We start from the raw sequence: 15,289 nt of genomic DNA on the forward strand, positions 1-15,289 counted from the left end.
ATTATTTCACCCTCACCGGGTCTGCCGGTTTCGGCACCGGTTCGTATGATTTTGTTTTCAGTTCTTCCAGCAATACCTGCACGCCTCTTTCCAGCTGCGGGTCGCGGCCGGCGATCACGTCCGCGGGCGTCTGTTCCACATCGATGTCCGCGGGGGTACCGTGGTTCTCGATGATCCAGTTGCCTTTGGTGTCGTAGATGCCGAAGCTGGGCGATGTAACGCTGCCGCCATCGATCAGGGTGGGATAACCGCTGATGCCTACCAGAATGCCCATCGTACGTTTCCCGATCAGCTTACCAAGCTTTTTCTGGGAGAACATCCAGGGCATCATATCGCCGCCGGAGCCTGCGTATTCGTTGATCAGCATGGCTTTGGGGCCGTAGATGGAATTACCGGGCGTGGTAAAGCTGCGGCCGTCACGTACACCCCAATAGCTAAGCACCTCGCGGTTCAGCACGTCGATGATATAATCCGCCACGGAACCGCCACCGTTGAAACGTTCGTCCAGCAGCAACGCTTTTTTGTCCGTCTGTGCAAAGAACATCCTGTTGAAGGAGGTATATCCCTGCTGGCCGGTGTTCAGCATATACACATAAGCGATCTTACCGTTGCTGAGCTGGTCCACCTTGCGGCGGTTGTCTTCCACCCAGCCGGAATGACGAAGATCCATTTCATTGCTCAGGCTAATGGGCTCCACAGTGATCTCTCGCGCGCCTGTTTCATTCGGCTGACCGTTTATTTTCAGCTGTACCTGTTTACCTACCTGGCCTTCCAGCAATTGGTCGATGCTCATGTCTTCCGTCAGATCCCTGCCGTTCACCGCGAGGATGTAATCGCCTTCTTTCACATTCAGGCCGGCCACGCCGAGCGGTGCTTTATTGCCGGGGTACCAGCGTTCGGTGGTGTATATTTTTTTGATGCGGTACTTGCCGTTGCTGATCTCATAATCCGCGCCGAGCAGGCCGGTGCTTACATTCGGGCTGGGCGGGATGTCGCCGCCGCTCACGTAGTTGTGGCCTACCACCATTTCGCTCATCATTTCATTCACCAGGTAGCTGAGGTCCGCGCGGTTGCTCACGTAAGGCAGCAGGGCGGCGTACTTCTTTTTGTTGGCATCCCAGTCCACGCCATGCATGTTTTTCACATAGAAGAAGTCTTTTTCGATCTTGTATACTTCTTCAAATATCTGTTTCCATTCGGCAACCGGGTCCACATACAGGCTGACGCCGGAAAGCTCTACTTTGGCTTCGTTCGGAGCGGGCTTGCGCGTGGCGTCCACGATCTGGTAACCGCCGCCTGCGGCCAGCAGCATCTTTTTACCGTCAGCACTGATGGCATAACCAAAACCTTTGGTAAATGTTTCCGCCTTGCGTTCTTTCAGGTCGTAATAACGGATTTCATCATCCGCAATAAAGAACAGCTTGTCTTTCACCTGCCCGCTCAGTGAGCGGTAGCTGCCTGCCGGCAGCGGCAGGGCGATGATACGGTCCTGTATGCCGTCAAAGTCCACATCCGCATCTTTGGGCTTAGCGGTTTTGGTGGTATCTTTTTTCGTGTCTTTTTCTTTTTCCTTATCGGCTTCTTTTACCGCTTCCTCATCACTTTCCGGTGTGAAAATGGTGGGCGTGGATTTAGAGAGCAGTACAGCGTAAATGTTGCTCATAACCCTTCTTTCGTAAGTCTGCATATGAAGCCCGCTGATGGCCATGCCACTGTTTGTGCTGGCGGGGAAAAAGAGGTATTTCCCGTCCGCGCTAAAGGAAGGATTGCCGGCATCGCTCATGCCATCCGTTACTTCCACGGATTTGCCTGTTTCAAGGTTATAGAGATATATGCCGTCAAAGCCATTGGGCAATGCGTTCGTATAAGCAAGGTATTTGGAATCGGGGCTCCAGCTGGGTCCGAATACGTTTGAGCTGCCGGAAGGAATGGAACCGTTTGAGTAGGTATCCACTTTTGTTACTTTTTTGGAAGCCACGTCCAGGTAATACAGGTTGAAGTGGGCGTCGCTGAATACGATCTTTTTACTGTCAGGGCTCCAGGTAGGGCCGAAATAATATACAGTGCTGCCCAGTGTGATCTCTACCGGCGCTTTCTCGGCTTTCTGATCGCGGAGGATCAGCTTGTAATTACCGTCCTTGTCAGACAGGTAAGAGATCCACTTGCCATCCGGTGACCAGGCTGGCTCACGCTCGTGAGAGCCGGGAGAATTGGAGATGTTGCGCACATCGCCTTTTTCCTTCGGAACGGAAAATATCTCACCACGGCCCTGTACCAGCAGGCGCTGGCCGGTGGGGGAAATATTGATCCTTTCAAAGGAGGATATCCTTTCGTAACGCGGGCGTTTGTACGGGATATCCGCGCGGATCAGCACGGGCACGTCCGTAACATCGTTATTGCCCGGGTTCAGCAGGTGAATGGTAGCGTCCTGTTCGAAAGCCAGCGTTTTACCATCGGTAGTGAGGGTCTTTACATCCGTGTTGAATTTGGTAACCTGCGTCACTTGTTTGCTGTCCGTATCATACCTGAAGATGTTCATGGTATGATTGCGGTCGCTGAGGAAGTATACGCTTTTGCCTACCCATACCGGGCGGACGTTATTGGAATTGGCAGCGGGGATCTCTTCGATCTGCGCAGTAGTGTTGTTGAACACCCAGATCTTCGGCATATAACCGCCGCGGTAACGCTTAAACGGGCGCCAGCTGGTTACGCTGCCTTCGGTGGGATCGGGATTTTTGATGTAAGCGGTGAATTTACCGTCAGGCGATACCGCGCCCTGTGTGGCTTCCGGTATTCTTGCGTGTACCTGCGGCAGGCCGCCTTTTACACTCACGGAGAACAGCTGCGTGGTCCTCATCGTGGGCGAAGTGGCGCCGGATGCGAAGAGGATGCGGTCATTCCCGATCCAGCCGCGTACGAGGTCGCGCGCGGGATGGTAAGTTACACGGCGCGGCTCCCCTCCTTCAACGGGGATCACGTACACATCGTAGTTACCGTCGTAGTTACCGGTAAAGGCGATCCATTTTCCATCGGGGGAAAAATACGGGTCCTGCTCAAATGCAGGGTTTACGGTGAGACGTACGGGCGATGAGCCGTTGCGGTTGGCAATCCAGATATCCCCGGCGTACATAAAGGCGATGTTCTTTTCGCTGACGGCGGGATTTCTCAGGAGTTTGGTTTCTGTCTGTGCCTGTGCGGACAAAGCACCAACGGTAAGTAGTGCCCAGCCGGATAGCTTTAATAGTTTATGCATCATAAGCGTTCTTGGGTGATTTAGATCAAATTGGCAATGGTGCAAAATAATGGAAAAAGCCGTATGAAAGGGCAGGCGACCAGCTGTATTTGGGACAAATGGCCGGAAAAGCGGGACGAAGGGCGCCGGGAGGTCAGGATGTCCGGAAGCGGACAGGGAATGGAAAAACAGGGCGGAAAATGCCTTTTACAAACACGCCCATCCGGAACGGACAGGCGCGCGGTGTATGATGAGTGACCAATTATCAGCCCATGGTAAGCATCATATCCCTGATGACGGTGATCAATGCCGAAGGGTAAACGCCCAGCCAAAGCAATAAGATCATCAGCGCGGACAGGGCGAAGATGCCGAAAAAGGGCATCCGCCTGCGCACAGCCGGCCCGGGCAGCGGCTGGAACATAATAGCCACCAGCCGGATATAATAAAACAAACCTATCACGCTGTTGATCACCAGCAATACCAGCAGCAGCCACAGCTCCGCGTCCACACCAGCCGCCACCACATAAAATTTTCCTATAAACCCCGCCGTGAGCGGAATACCCGCCAGCGACAAAAGCATCCCCGTAAAAATGGCCGCCAGCCAGGGCTGCCGCCAGAACAGGCCGCTGAAGTCCTCCAGGTTCTCCGCATCATTTTTTTCGTCGGACATCAGCGCCAGCACCCCAAATGCGCCGATGCTCGTGATCACATAAGCCACGAGATAAAAGATTACGGCCTCCTGCCCCGCTTCCTGGCCCGCCAGGAATGCGATCAGGATATACCCCATGTGCGCGATGGAGGAATATGCCAGCAGCCGCTTCACGTTCTGCTGCAGAAGCGCCAGCCAGTTGCCCGCGAACATACTGGCCATGGCGATGATGGCGAACACCCACCAAAGGATCGTGTATTCATAGCCGTTAATATCCCGGTAAAAACGCATGAGCAATACCAGCATACTGCCTTTGGATACCGTTGCGATATAGGCGGCCACAGGCAGCGGCGCCCCTTCGTAAATATCCGGCGCCCACATATGAAAAGGCACAATGCCCAGCTTAAAGCCCACGCCTATCACCATCAGCCCGAAACCAGCCACTACCGCCACCGGGGCGGCATGTAAGGTTTTCAGGTAAATGCCGATGCCGGTAAAGTCCATCCTCCCGGATTCCGCATACACCAGCGCCATACCGAACAACAGGAAAGCAGAGGAAAGCGCCGCCAGCAGCAGGTATTTGATCCCCGCCTCGTCCGACCGCTCTCTTGCCCGCAGGTAGGCGATCAGGCCGTACAGGCTGATGCTCATCGTTTCCAGCCCCAGGAACAGCGATATAAAGTGCTGGCTGATCACCAGCACCATCCCCCCTACCGTGGCCAGCAGCAGCAGGATGTAATATTCTTCCTTGCGTTCCTCCCGCTGCTCAAAATAACTATAGGAAAGGAACAATACGCTGAGACCCGCCAGCAGGATAAGACCGGTATTAAAAAGCGCGAACGCATCCACCACGAACAGCGGGGCTATCACATACGGTACCGCGTACGGCTGGAAATACAATGCCACCAGTGCGCATATAAATGCAAACACTGTAAAAGCATGCATCACCCGGTGATTGCGCCGGATGGCAACCAGCAATATCGCGATCACCGCGGATCCGCTGATGATCAGCAAAGGGAGTAAACTGAGAAGGTCTGATGCGGACATACCCTTTGGTTTATTTAGATGAATGAATCGCTACGGATGGCATTGCCCTGCTGGCTACATTGATCACCGGCTGGGGATATACGCCCAGCCAGATAATGGCGATGATCAGCGGTACCATCATCAGCATTTCCCGCAGGCTCAGGTCCGGCAGCGTGTATTCGCGCTGTGACGAGCCGAAAAATACTTTCTGCATAATGCGCAGGCTATAGATGGTAGCTACTACCAACCCGATGGTTGCCGCCACGGTGATCCATGGTGCGGCCTGCCAGCTGCCGGCCAGTATCAGGAACTCCGCGATGAAGTTCCCCAGCCCGGGCAGTCCCAGCGATGCCATTACAAATATCATAGTCACCACGCCCATCTTCGGCAAAGCGGGCCAGAGCCCGCCCATCCTGTCCAGCTCGCGTGTGTGCAGCCTTTCGTACAAGGAACCGGCGATCATGAACAGCGCGCCGGTACTGATGCCGTGGGTGATCATCTGCATCACCACGCCCTGGTAAGCCAGCGCGTTGAACGCAAAGGCCCCAACCAGTACAAAACCCATATGGCTCACGCTGGTGTAGGCCACCAGCCGTTTAAAATCTGTTTGCGCGTACGCCAGCTTGCCGCCGTACAGTATGCCGATGGCGCCCAGCAGCATGATGGCCGGGGCAAAATAATGCGATGCTTCAGGGAAAAGCGGGATCACAAAACGCAGGATGCCGTAAGCCCCTGTCTTCAGCAGCAGCCCGGCAAGTATCACAGAACCCGCTGTGGGCGCCTCCGTATGCGCATCGGGCAGCCAGGTATGGAATGGGAATGCGGGCAGTTTTACAATAAAAGCTATCAGGAAACCCAGCATCAGCCAGCGGTTGGCCTCCAGCGGCATCTGTGTATGCAGCAGTTCGAAATAAGAAAATGTAAACGTGCCGGTGAGGGAGTGATGAATAAAATATAACCCCAGTATGGACAGCAGCATCAACAATCCGCCCGCCTGAGTGAAGAGGAAAAATTTAAACGCGGCATAGGTCCTGTTCGCATGCCCCCAAATGCCGATCAGGAAATACATCGGGATCAGCATTACTTCCCAGAAAAAATAGAACAGGAAAAGGTCCATGGTGAGAAATACGCCTACGATACCGCCGAGCACAAAAAGGATATTAAAATGAAAAAATCCCACGCGCTCTTTGATCTCGTTCCACGACACCATCACGGACAATGCACCGAGAAAAAAAGTAAGCACCACCATCAGCAGGCTGAGCCCGTCCAGCGCCAGCGAGAAGCTAATGCCAAAACGCGGCATCCATGGCAGTTCGAAAGTGCGCAACCAGTGATCGCCGACAAAATAAACATCATCCTGCACCTGCCACCAGAGCCCGGCGGAGAGCACCAGCCCGGCCAGCATCACCAGCAGGGCCACCCATCGCGGCGCCGATCTGTGCACGGCAGAGGAAAGCCAGGCCACAAATGCGCCCAGTATGGGTAAAAGTATGAAGGCGAGAAGGATCATGTCTTTTATTGTTTAAAGTTCAGCGTTGAATCATTTTAATATCCACATGGCCCGCATATTGCCGCCAGATGATCACAGACAGGATGATAACGGCACCCATCACGATCCCCATCACGTACCAGCGGAGGATACCGCTTTGCGTGGCGGACATCATGCGATGGAACCGTTGTGTGATCATCGCCAGCCCTGTATACAGTTTGTCCACAATATCTTTCCTGTTGATCTTCGCAAGTTGTACAAAAGGCCGCACGAACAATACATTATACGCATCGTCAAAACCCCATCCGTTTTTCAGGACCTCCTTCAGCCCCGCCGGGAAAGGCGCGGCCAGCAGCCGCCAGGCCAGCCAGATGGCAAAGGCGCACAAGGCCACGGTGAGCCCCTGCATGCCCCATTCCAGCGCCACGCTCCCATGATCTGTGACCACGGCGGGCAATACCGGCGATAAAAAATCGCTGAGCAGGGTAAGATGCCCCAGCGTATGCGGCAGCTCCACAAAGCCCGCCAACGTGGACAATACAGCGAGTATATACAACGGCACCATCATCACCGGCCCGGGAGGGTGATGTACATACGTTTTTTCATGCCCGAAGAAGACCAGGAACACCATCCGCGCCGTATACGCCGCGGTGATAAAAGCCCCGAGAATAGCAGCCAGTGAATAAAATGCGCTGCCTCCCACGGCCGCGCCGGCCAGCCACACGATCTGGTCCTTACTGTAAAAACCAGACGTCACAAATGGCAGTGCCGCCAGCGAAGCGGAGCCCACCAGGAATATGATGAACACGCCCGGCAACGATTTTCGCAGGCCGCCCATCTTAAACATATCCTGCTCATGATGTAGCGCCACGATCACAGCCCCCGCGCCGAGGAATAACAATGCTTTGAAAAAGGCATGGGTGATAAAATGGAAGATCGCCGCGCTCCAGGCTCCCACGCCCAGTGCGAGGAACATATAACCGATCTGGCTGATAGTGGAGTATGCCAGCACTCTTTTGATATCCGTTTGTACAAATGCGCTGCAGCCCGCCAGCAATAAGGTAATGGCGCCGATAATGGCTACCGCCGCCTGCGCGGAAGGAGAAATTATAAACAGCACATTGGTGCGCGCGATCAGGTAGACGCCCGCCGTCACCATCGTGGCGGCATGAATGAGCGCGCTCACCGGTGTAGGGCCGGCCATAGCGTCAGGAAGCCAGGTCTGCAGGGGCAGCTGGGCGCTTTTGCCTACCGCTCCGCCTAATAACAGGAAAGCGATCAGCACCACGGTGGGATCGCCAACGGACCATAATTCCTGCGCCCTTGCAAGAATGGTACTCAGTTGCAGGCTGCCGGTATGCTGTACCAGCAGGAACAATGCAATGGCCATGGCGGTATCCCCCACGCGGGTAACGATAAAAGCTTTCCGCGCCGCGGCGCCATTGGCGGGGTCTTTGTACCAGAACCCGATCAGCAGGTAACTGCAAAGACCCACCCCTTCCCAGCCGAAATACAACAACAGGAGATTATCGCCGAGCACCAGCAACAGCATGGCGCCCACAAAGAGGTTCATACAGGCAAAGAACCGGGCGAAGTCCGGATCGTCCGTCATATAACCGGTGGAGTATACATGGATGAGAAACCCGACAAATGTAATGACAAAAGTAAACGCGAGCGAAAGCGCATCCAGCCGCAGGTCCATGCCGATACGGAATGTGCCGATGCTTACCCAGTCCCAGAGATGCTGCGTATACCCGGTGCTTCCCTCCTGCATAAATTGCAGGCCGGCGATGATGGTCACCAGTGCGGCCAGCCCCACGCTGCCGCAGCCGATGAGGGCCACGCCCCTCTTGCTGATCCGCCGCGAGGTAAGGACCAGGAGCAGTGCGCCCAGGAAGGGCAAAGCCGGTATCAGGTAAATCCACTGCATAGCTGAATGATTTTAATTTTATCCTCTCATTTTACTGGCTTCATCGCTGTCCAGCGTTTTGAGCTGGTGATAGATCTGCAAAATGAGCGCAAGCCCTACAGACACTTCAGCCGCCGCCATGGCCAGGATGAACATAAACATCACCTGTCCCTCCGGCTGTCCCCAGCGGGCGGCCGCTACGATAAAAGCAAGGCCCGCCGCGTTCAGCATGATCTCCACGCTCACCAGCATAAAAATGATGTTCCGCCTGATCAGCATACTGATCAGGCCCAGCGTGAATAAAATGCCGGCCAGCACCAGGCCTTCCATGGTTGTATTCATACGTCAGATGTTCTTTCAAGAAATCGGTGTACTATTTTTTTCTTCTGCCTGCCCAGGTGATAGGCCCCTACAATCCCGGCCATCAGCAACATGCCCGCAAGCTCCACCGCCAGGATGTAAGGACCGAATAAGCTCATGCCTACCGCTTTCGGGTCCACCGTTATTACATCCCCGGCCGTGCCGGCGGGTTGCAGGATGAGGTATACCAGTTCCGCGAGTAAAACAAGACAAAGGATGGAAGGGCCGATCCAGATGCGGGGCGTGAGCCATCTGGCCTCGTCCCCGGCCGTCTGCGGCCCCAGGTTCAACATCATTACAAAAAATATGATCAGCACCATGATGGCGCCCGCATATACGATCACTTCCAGGGCGGCCATAAACGGCGCGCCATACAGGTAAAAGATCACGGCGATGCTCAGCAGCGAAACAATAAAATACAGCAGCGCATGCATGATGTTGAATCGGGTGATCACCATCAGCGTGGATAAAATGGCTACCGCCCCGGCTATATAAAATGCAGGTCCCATGTGGTGAATGTTTTAAGGTAACAGGCTTTTTACGTCCACCGGCGGCTCTTCTTTGGCGGCATCGCCTTTGTCTTTGCCTCCGATCGCCATACCGGCCACGCGGTAATAATTGTACCCGGGATATTTCCCCTGGCTGTTGATGAGCAGGTCTTCCTTTTCATACACCAGGTTCTGCCGGTCGTACTCCGCTATTTCAAAATCAGGCAGCAGCTGGATGGCGTAGGTAGGACAAGCTTCTTCGCAGAACCCGCAGAAGATGCAGCGGGAAAAGTTGATACGGAAAAAGCTGGGATACCGCCGCCCGTCGGGAGCTTCCGTAGCCTGCAGGCTGATGCAGTCCACCGGGCAGGCCGCCGCGCAGAGATAACAGCCCACGCAACGCTCCCCGCCGTCGGGGTCACGGGTGAGGGCAATGCGGCCGCGCCAGCGTGCGGGCAGCGGGGCTTTTTCTTCCGGGTACTGGTAGGTTTCCCGCTTGTGGAACATATGCAGGAACACGAGCCACATACTTCTGAGTAAACTGAACATAAGCGTTATTTCAAATTGTCAGTCAGGATTAATTTCACCGCCGCTGTTACCAAAAGATTCAGCAAAGAGAGCGGGAACAATACTTTCCAGCCATATTCCATCAGCTGGTCATACCGTGGCCGGGGCATGGAAGCCCGCAGCAGGATGAACAGCGATATAAAAACAAATGTTTTGATCACAAACCAGATCACTCCCGGCAGGAAAGCAGGCCCCAGCCAGCCGCCGAAGTACAGCGTCACGATCATGGACGATACCAGCGTTACGCCCAGGTATTCGCCGATAAAAAACATACCGAACTTCATCCCGGAATATTCCGCGTGAAAACCCGCTACCAGTTCACTTTCCGCTTCAGGGATATCGAACGGCAGCCTGTGCGTTTCCGCAACACCCGCAATGAGAAAGATGACAAAACCGAGGAACTGCGGAATGATATACCACATTCCCCGCTGTGCTTCCACGATCTCACGCAGGTTAAACGAGCCGCTCAGTAGCACCACGCCCATCAATGCAAGCCCCATAAACACCTCGTAGCTGATCATCTGCGAAGCGCCGCGCATGGCGCCCAGCAGCGCGTATTTGTTGTTGGACGCCCATCCTCCCAGTACAATGCTGTATACACCGAGAGAAGACATGGCCAGGAAAAACAACAACCCAATGTTCCAATCCGCCACCAGTATATTCGGCCCGAAAGGGATCACAGCAAAACTCATGAGCACGGAAGCCACTACCACCGCGGGTGCAAATACAAACACGACCTTATCGGAGAAAGGTGGTATCCAGTCTTCTTTAAAAAAGAGCTTGATCGTATCCGCCAGCACGATAAACAAACCCAGCGGCCCTGCGCGGTTCGGGCCGTAACGGTCCTGCCAGAGCGCCAGCATCCGGCGTTCCAGCCATATAAGGCCAGCCGCCGTGTTTAGCAGTACAAAGAGTACACCGCCTATCACCCACCAGAAATGTGCTTCCATAATCAGTATATTTAATGCTGCCGGGCAGCAATACCGTAATCTGTTATTTCTCCGCTTCCTGATCCACCCGCTTGTTCAGCTTTTTCCGCATCGTTTGTTTATACCTTGTTTTACCGCGCTATATGCAATGACTCGCTTCCGCACAGCCTGATACATTGCGGCAGGTCTATGATCTTCGATTTTGGCAGCCCCGCATTGAGCGCGGCAATGCCCCTCGGCAGCCAGTGATTGGGCACGGCCACCATCTGGTAAGTATGATGGTCCACGTCAAAGCTCACCCAGATGCCGGGCGAAACGCCCCATTGGTGCATATCTTCAGGGTTCATATACATACAGAAAAAGTCCTGCGAGCTTTGCGCGATACCTTTTGTATACATGCTCAGCTCTTCGGAGCCAAATATGTTGTACATCGGCATCACCTGCACATGCCCGGGTATGGGCACGAAATGATCCGGCGCTTCCCTGAAGTAATGCGGTTTGCCGTTCACATGTGGTTCCAGCAGGCGCAGGCCGGGATCTCCGCCATGCAGGTGGCCGCCTATTTCCGTCTGGTATTTGTTCACAGACTGTACCGAGTTCCAGCCCGGGGACCAGAAGTATGGAATAAGCGGCGCGGGCGGCTCCCCACGATACCCTTCCATGGTAAAGGATAAGGGTGTATCAATATCGTCCGAGGGTTTGGGCTCGCTTACGTTCTCTTTTGCCAGGTTCGCCGTGCGACCGCTGTAACGGTGCGATTCGCGGGGTATCTTCTGCCCGTTGATCCTGAAGTCCGCATGCGGCGCTATCTGCTGCACCTTCTCCAGGAACGGCACCGCCACGCACATGGCCCAGATGATATCGTCGAGGTTTTGCAGTCCGTTGAGCCTGGGTATAATCGCCTTGTCCGCAATCTGGAGGAACCAGCGCCAGCTCTCCTGTACGGAACCTTTTGGCACGAACACCTGGAAGAAACGCTGTGCGCGGCCTTCGTTGTTCACCAGCGTGCCGTCCGCTTCCGCGAATGTGCCCGCGGGTAGTATCACCGTGGCTTTTTCAGCCGTCTGGTTGTAGAGATGATCTACCAGGATCACTTCTTTCGCGTGTTTGAACATTTCGTCTATCACATGTTCATCCGCGCGGCGGTAAAGATCGTTTTCGAGGATGATAATGGTATCTGCCTCTCCCTGTTTTACTACGTCTATCGCGGAGTCCAGCCGGTGGCCGCCGAGTATTTCAAGCCCGAGGCTGTTGCACTCCGGCAGCGTGAGGCTCAGCATCGGCGTGCGGCCCTGCTGCTGCAAAGCCCAGCTGATGTTCGCCGCGGCTTTCATGAAATGGTCGCAGCCCGAACCATAACCGGCGATGATGAGCGAGCTTTTAGCAGCCATCAATGCATCTGCCATCCTGGTCACCAGCTCTTTTTCGTCTTCATGCAGATCGCTTACCGGCGTGATGTCCGCACCAAGTTTAGCCGCCAATGCAAACGCGATACGGGCGAGGTTGTCCGGTGCGCCGCGGTGTATGGCGGTAGCCAGCTCGTCCAGCTTGGTGGGGAATGTATTCAGGATAAACAGCGGACCTTTTTTGTCCTGTATGGCTTCGCGCATGGGCGCGTCCTGCCAGGGGGCCAGGTGCAGCTGCTGTTCGGTATCATGTATAGGCTGCTGCCGCGCAGCCTGTCGCACGGCAAGCGCCATCAGGGGGGCAGTATTGGTAATGTCCTCCCCGAGGATGAGCACCGCGTCCGCCTGTTCCATTTCATGCAGGGACGGCGTACGGACGGGCCCTTCCTTTAATATCTTCAGCGCAAGGCCGGTATGATCATGATCCGAATCGGACATGCCGAGATAAAAATTATCCGTGCCTACGAGTTGTTTCAATGCAAAATTACTTTCCAGGCTAGCGCGCGGAGAACCGATGCCGATCACTTTTCCTTTTTTGATCTTTTCCGCCACTACTTCTATGATATGTTCTTTGTTCACCGTTCCATTGGAATGCGGGCGGATGGCGGGCTCGTAAATGCGTTGCTGGCTGTTCACAAATTCATAGCCATAACGCCCCCTGTCACAGAGGAAATAACCGTTCACTTCGCCGTTATAACGGTTCGCGATCTGTCTTAACGTGCCATAACGTTCCCCGGCGCTGACGTTACAGCCGAGCGAGCAGCCCTGGCATATGGATGGAGCATAAGTCAGGTCCCATTTGCGGGTGTAATGTGATTGTAAGGTCTTGTCGGTAAATACCCCGGTGGGGCATACTTCAGCGAGATTGCCGCTGAATTCGCTTTCCAGCTTGCCGTCGCCGCAGCGACCGAAATATACATGATTGTGCGCCGCGAATACATCCAGGTCTTTGCCGCCCGCGTAGTCCTTGTAGTAACGGACGCAGCGGTAACATTGTATGCAGCGGTTCATTTCATGGTTCAGGAAGGGGCCAAGGTCCTGGTTATTGTAGGTACGTTTTGTAAAACGGTAGTCGCGGTAGTTGTGGCCGGCCATCACGGTCATATCCTGTAAATGACACGAGCCTCCTTCGTCGCACACCGCACAGTCGTGCGGATGGTTGGTCATCAGCCAGCCTATCACCTGCTCCCTGAAACCCTTGGCATCAGAGTCTTCCAGCGAAATGCGGACGTTCTCGCGCACAGGCTCCATACAGCCCATCACCAGCCTGCCTTTTGTATCGTCTTCGTCTTTATAGAGTTTGATGGCGCATTGCCTGCACGCGCCCACGGAGCCGAGGGCCGGGTGCCAGCAGAAATAAGGGAGGTTCAGGCCCAGCTGAAGGCAGGCTTCCAGCAGGTTTTTGCCTTCCTTTATTTCATATTTTTTATTATCGATGTAGATGTTCATGGCCTGTGGAATGAAGGTGATGGTGATGATGGTTGTAAGGACAGCCTTCTTCTTTTATGTGTCTTTCGAAATCTTCCCTGAAGTATTTGAGCGCGCTTTGCAATGGTTCCATAGCGCCGGGCGCCAGTGCGCAGAAAGTATTGCCGGGGCCCAGCAACCGCGTTTGCGATTCCAGCAGCTCCAGGTCTTCCATCCGGCCGCGGCCCTGTTCTATAGCCCAAAGCAGCTTCTCCGTCCATGGCAGCCCTTCGCGGCAGGGTGTGCAAAATCCGCAGCTCTCCTGTGCAAAGAAATGTTCGAGATTATGCACGAAACCAACGGGGCAGGTCTGGTCGTCCAGCACGATCATGGTACCGGTGCCCAGGCGGCTGCCTGCCGCTGCTACACCGGCAAAGTCCAGTTGTATGTCCATGTGTTCTTCCACCAGGAAGTCCGTGGATGCACCGCCCGGCAATACGCCCCGGAAGCGGTATCCGTCCTGCATACCGCCCGCATGTTCTTCTATCAGCTCGCGCAAAGTGATGCCCATGGGCAGTTCCCAGGCGCCGGGATTTTTCACATGGCCGCTTACGCCGTATATTTTGGTGCCACCGTCCGCGGTCAGGCTGAGTTTTTGAAACCAGTCAGCGCCTTTGTTCACGATATGCGGGATGTAACAAAGCGTCTCCACATTGTTCACGATGGTAGGTTTGCCAAACAGCCCGCTTACCTGCGGGAAGGGCGGTTTGGAGCGTGGTGTGGCGCGTTTGCCTTCCAGTGAATTCAGCAACGCCGTTTCTTCCCCGCACATATACCTGCCCACGCCGGTATGCAGGTGCATTTCCAGGGAATATCCGGTGCCGAGGATGTTTTTACCGAGGTATCCCGCGTCATAGGCTTCCTGTATGGCTTTGCGGATTTCTTCCGCCGCCACCTTGTATGCCCATCGCATAAACACGAACGATTCGGTGGCCTGTATGGCGTATGCGGCCACGATCATGCCTTCTATCAACTGGTGCGGATTGCCTTCCAGCAGCCAGCGATCCTTGAAGGTGCCAGGCTCCATTTCATCAGCATTGCAGATGAGGTATTTCGGGCCTTGTACATTCATGGGCACAAAACTCCATTTCATGCCGGTGCTGAAACCCGCGCCGCCCCTACCCTTCATATTCGAATCTTTCACCAGCGCGGTCACCTCCTGCGGCTGCATATGCCTGATGGCTTTGCGCGCCGCCTGGTAGCCGCCTACGGCTTCGTACTGGCGGAGGCCCAGCGGGGGGAAAGTGATATGTTGTGTGAGCGGGCGTTCCATGGTTATGTATATTTTTCAAGAATGTTAGCAATCGATTCGGGCCGCAGGTCGCGGTACAGGTCATGGTCCACCATCAGCGCGGGCGCATGATCGCAGGTTCCGAGGCAGGGATTGGGCAAAAGGGTAAAACGGCCGTCTTCAGTGGTTTGCCCGTACTTTATTCCCAGGATGCTCACCAGCTCTTCATGCAATGCATTAAGTCCCATGACGTAACAACTGATGCTGTCGCAGAGCAGGATGATATGCCTGCCAACCGGCTGCCGGAAAATGAGATTGTAAAAAGTGGCTACGCTGTCCACTTCAGCGGGACTCATTTCCAGGATGTCCGCCACGTCCTGTATACCCTCGTCGGACACCCAGCGGCGGTGTTCCTGCACGATCTTCAGCGCTTCAATACAGGCTGCTTTTTTGACCGGCACCTGCCGGATCTCGTGTTCGATCTGTTCCTTTTCTACGGTACTGAGCATAACGGTTGCTTTTGGTTACCTGTCAAA

The 15,289-nt window shown here is 54.6% G+C and carries 11 protein-coding genes; all 11 read right to left on the reverse strand.

Going from position 1 to position 15,289, the window contains the following annotated elements:
- Position 1: 1 nt before the first annotated feature.
- Positions 2 to 3,256 carry a S41 family peptidase gene (locus tag EG028_RS02610; RefSeq protein WP_120514483.1) on the reverse strand — a complete coding sequence of 1,085 codons (3,255 nt, stop codon included), beginning with the start codon at positions 3,254 to 3,256 and terminating at the stop codon, positions 2 to 4.
- Positions 3,257 to 3,497: 241 nt separating this feature from the next.
- Positions 3,498 to 4,928 carry an NADH-quinone oxidoreductase subunit N gene (locus tag EG028_RS02615; RefSeq protein WP_120514485.1) on the reverse strand — a complete coding sequence of 477 codons (1,431 nt, stop codon included), beginning with the start codon at positions 4,926 to 4,928 and terminating at the stop codon, positions 3,498 to 3,500.
- 10 nt (positions 4,929 to 4,938) lie between these two features.
- Positions 4,939 to 6,417: an NADH-quinone oxidoreductase subunit M gene (gene nuoM / locus EG028_RS02620; protein ID WP_120514486.1), complete on the reverse strand. Its 1,479-nt coding sequence runs from the start codon at positions 6,415 to 6,417 to the stop codon at positions 4,939 to 4,941.
- Between the two features lie 19 nt (positions 6,418 to 6,436).
- A complete protein-coding gene (nuoL, locus tag EG028_RS02625; RefSeq protein ID WP_120514487.1) occupies positions 6,437 to 8,326 on the reverse strand; it encodes an NADH-quinone oxidoreductase subunit L in 1,890 nt (629 codons plus the stop codon).
- A gap of 18 nt (positions 8,327 to 8,344) precedes the next feature.
- Positions 8,345 to 8,647 (reverse strand): NADH-quinone oxidoreductase subunit NuoK, encoded by a 303-nt coding sequence (gene nuoK, locus EG028_RS02630; RefSeq protein WP_206614337.1) that lies wholly within the window; start codon positions 8,645 to 8,647, stop codon positions 8,345 to 8,347.
- Complete coding sequence (nuoJ, locus tag EG028_RS02635; RefSeq protein ID WP_120514488.1) at positions 8,644 to 9,174, reverse strand: NADH-quinone oxidoreductase subunit J; 531 nt, start codon at positions 9,172 to 9,174, stop codon at positions 8,644 to 8,646. The genes nuoK and nuoJ overlap by 4 nt, the downstream gene beginning before the upstream one ends.
- 12 nt (positions 9,175 to 9,186) lie before the next feature.
- Positions 9,187 to 9,702, reverse strand: coding sequence for an NADH-quinone oxidoreductase subunit NuoI (nuoI, locus tag EG028_RS02640; RefSeq protein ID WP_120514489.1), 516 nt, complete (start codon positions 9,700 to 9,702; stop codon positions 9,187 to 9,189).
- A 5-nt stretch (positions 9,703 to 9,707) separates the two neighbouring features.
- Complete coding sequence (nuoH, locus tag EG028_RS02645; protein ID WP_317127215.1) at positions 9,708 to 10,733, reverse strand: NADH-quinone oxidoreductase subunit NuoH; 1,026 nt, start codon at positions 10,731 to 10,733, stop codon at positions 9,708 to 9,710.
- 47 nt (positions 10,734 to 10,780) lie between these two features.
- The gene (gene nuoG / locus EG028_RS02650; protein ID WP_120514491.1) at positions 10,781 to 13,504 is read right to left on the reverse strand and encodes an NADH-quinone oxidoreductase subunit NuoG; all 2,724 of its coding nucleotides are present in this window, start codon (positions 13,502 to 13,504) and stop codon (positions 10,781 to 10,783) included.
- Positions 13,485 to 14,795, reverse strand: a complete 1,311-nt coding sequence (gene nuoF, locus EG028_RS02655; protein ID WP_120514492.1) for an NADH-quinone oxidoreductase subunit NuoF — start codon at positions 14,793 to 14,795, stop codon at positions 13,485 to 13,487. Before nuoF ends, nuoG begins: the two co-directional genes overlap by 20 nt.
- 2 nt (positions 14,796 to 14,797) lie before the next feature.
- Positions 14,798 to 15,262, reverse strand: coding sequence for an NADH-quinone oxidoreductase subunit NuoE (gene nuoE / locus EG028_RS02660; RefSeq protein ID WP_120514493.1), 465 nt, complete (start codon positions 15,260 to 15,262; stop codon positions 14,798 to 14,800).
- Positions 15,263 to 15,289: the final 27 nt, after the last annotated feature.

Source organism: Chitinophaga barathri (genome assembly GCF_003807585.1).
GTDB classification, from domain to species: Bacteria; Bacteroidota; Bacteroidia; order Chitinophagales; family Chitinophagaceae; genus Chitinophaga; species Chitinophaga barathri.

Bases quoted from the DNA above. Each gene is read 5' to 3' on its own strand.
- EG028_RS02610 (WP_120514483.1), bottom strand. From the start codon at position 3,256: ATGATGCATAAACTATTAAAGCTATCCGGCTGGGCACTACTTACCGTT.
- EG028_RS02615 (WP_120514485.1), bottom strand. From the start codon at position 4,928: ATGTCCGCATCAGACCTTCTCAGTTTACTCCCTTTGCTGATCATCAGC.
- nuoM (WP_120514486.1), bottom strand. From the start codon at position 6,417: ATGATCCTTCTCGCCTTCATACTTTTACCCATACTGGGCGCATTTGTG.
- nuoL (WP_120514487.1), bottom strand. From the start codon at position 8,326: ATGCAGTGGATTTACCTGATACCGGCTTTGCCCTTCCTGGGCGCACTG.
- nuoK (WP_206614337.1), bottom strand. From the start codon at position 8,647: ATGAATACAACCATGGAAGGCCTGGTGCTGGCCGGCATTTTATTCACG.
- nuoJ (WP_120514488.1), bottom strand. From the start codon at position 9,174: ATGGGACCTGCATTTTATATAGCCGGGGCGGTAGCCATTTTATCCACG.
- nuoI (WP_120514489.1), bottom strand. From the start codon at position 9,702: ATGTTCAGTTTACTCAGAAGTATGTGGCTCGTGTTCCTGCATATGTTC.
- nuoG (WP_120514491.1), bottom strand. From the start codon at position 13,504: ATGAACATCTACATCGATAATAAAAAATATGAAATAAAGGAAGGCAAA.
- nuoF (WP_120514492.1), bottom strand. From the start codon at position 14,795: ATGGAACGCCCGCTCACACAACATATCACTTTCCCCCCGCTGGGCCTC.
- nuoE (WP_120514493.1), bottom strand. From the start codon at position 15,262: ATGCTCAGTACCGTAGAAAAGGAACAGATCGAACACGAGATCCGGCAG.